The organism is bacterium (genome assembly GCA_035559435.1).
Lineage (GTDB): Bacteria > Zixibacteria > MSB-5A5 > WJJR01 > WJJR01 > JACQFV01.
The window spans coordinates 1-1,705 of record DATMBC010000051.1; the positions used below are offsets into that span (position 1 = coordinate 1).

A 1,705-nucleotide genomic window follows, 5' to 3' on the forward strand; every position below is an offset into this window, starting at 1 on the left:
ACCCGCCGCGCCGCCACCGCCGCTTCCAGATCGGCGTTGGTCGCCGCGATCACCCGCACATTGACCGTGCGCCCCGACGTCGCCCCGATCGGCGTCACATTCTTGTCTTCCAGCACCCGCAGCAGTTTCACCTGAATCGCCGGACTGATTTCGGCGATCTCATCGAGAAACAGCGTCCCCCCGTCGGCCGCGCGAAACAACCCATCATGATCGCGAATGGCGCCGGTGAACGATCCCTTCACGTGCCCGAACAGTTCGCTTTCCAGCAACGTCTCCGGCAGCGCCCCGCAGTTGACCGCGATGTAGGGTTTCTCGCGGCGCGGCGAATGCTCGTGGATCGCCTGCGCCAACAGGTCCTTGCCGGTGCCGCTTTCGCCGCGGATCAGGATGGTCGAGTCGGAGGCGGCCGCCTGCCCGGCGGTGCGCTTGACCTCGTTCATCGGCGGCGCGGTGCCGAGGATGCGGTCAAACGAAAGCGCCTCCCCCAGCCGCTGGCGCAACTGGCGGTTTTCGGATTTCAGCCGCGAGGTTTCCAGCGCATTGCGAATCGCCAGCTTGATCTCGTCGACCTTGAACGGCTTGGTGATGTAGTCGCTGGCGCCCTTCTTCAACGCCTCGATCGCCGTGTCCACCGACGCGAAGGCCGTCATCACGATAAACGGCATCTCGGCATGGGTCTCCTTCGCCTTCTCCAGCAGTTCCAAGCCGGAGAGTTCGGGCATCTTCAGATCGGCGATTACCAGGTCGTACCTGGCGTCCGCCAGACGTCCCACCGCCTTGACGCCGCTCTGCTCGGTCTCGACCTCGTACCCTTCCTTGCCGAGCATGATCCGCATCATCTCGCACAGCGAGGATTCATCGTCGACCACCAGGATGCGTTGCCGAAGGCTTTGTCGGTCTGGCATTTTGCAATGCTCCCTTGTTCCGGATTCGGGTCTTATTGGTTTATCGGCCGTCGAGCCGCAGGGGTTGAGGGGCGATCCGTCGGGGGCGACTGTCAGCCCGCCACCGCTTACCCGTTGACAGGACGCGATTTCCGGCTAAATTGGCGGTGGGGTGTGGGGCCGGTGCCCTGGTATCCCGCCAACGGTCTGCCTGTTGTTTCCATGTGATTCAACCGAAGGAAGAGATGTGATGTTTGCCGCGCGCCTCCGGGGCCGTCTTGTGCCCGCCCTCGCACTTCTGCTGGCCGTTGCCGCCACTTTGTATGTCAGTACCCATGCCGCCAAAGGGCCATCGCCGCATCCGCTGCGTCTGCGCACCGGCGACCGCCACCTGACCGTGGCCGACAGCGAGGCCTTCCTCAAATCCGCCACCGGCATCCGCGGCGGCATTGTCCAATTTGAATCCATCCCGACCGAATCGCAGCGCGCCGCGCTCAACGGGCTCGGTGTCCGGTTGCAGCGCTATCTGCCCGACAACGCTTTCATTGCTTCGATTCCCGCGGACGTCAGCATAGCGCAGCTGGAAGCGCATGGCATTCAGTGGGTCGGCGCCTTGCGTGCGGAGGACAAGATCGCCGAAGTGCTGTCCGTCTACGGTGTCACTCCCGAATGGGCGGTGGGCGCCGATGGCCTGCCGCACTTCACCATTGGACTTTATCCCCACGTCAACCTGGAAGAGGTGTCCGGTTGGCTCGCGGCCGACTACGGCGCGCAGGTCACGGGCATTTCACGGCTCGGACACGCCGTCGAAGTCGCCCTCC

2 protein-coding genes are annotated in these 1,705 nt (G+C 64.0%); one reads left to right on the plus strand and one right to left on the minus strand.

Translation table 11 applies throughout. The features are described 5' to 3' along the window. The coding region (locus VNN55_05790; protein ID HWO57058.1) for a sigma-54 dependent transcriptional regulator at positions 1–905 on the minus strand (905 nt) is incomplete at its 3' end. A 259-nt stretch (positions 906–1,164) separates the two neighbouring features. On the opposite strand from VNN55_05790, the gene VNN55_05795 reads away from it, so the two are divergent. Next, a partial coding sequence (locus VNN55_05795) for a hypothetical protein (protein ID HWO57059.1) occupies positions 1,165–1,705 on the plus strand: 541 nt, incomplete at its 3' end.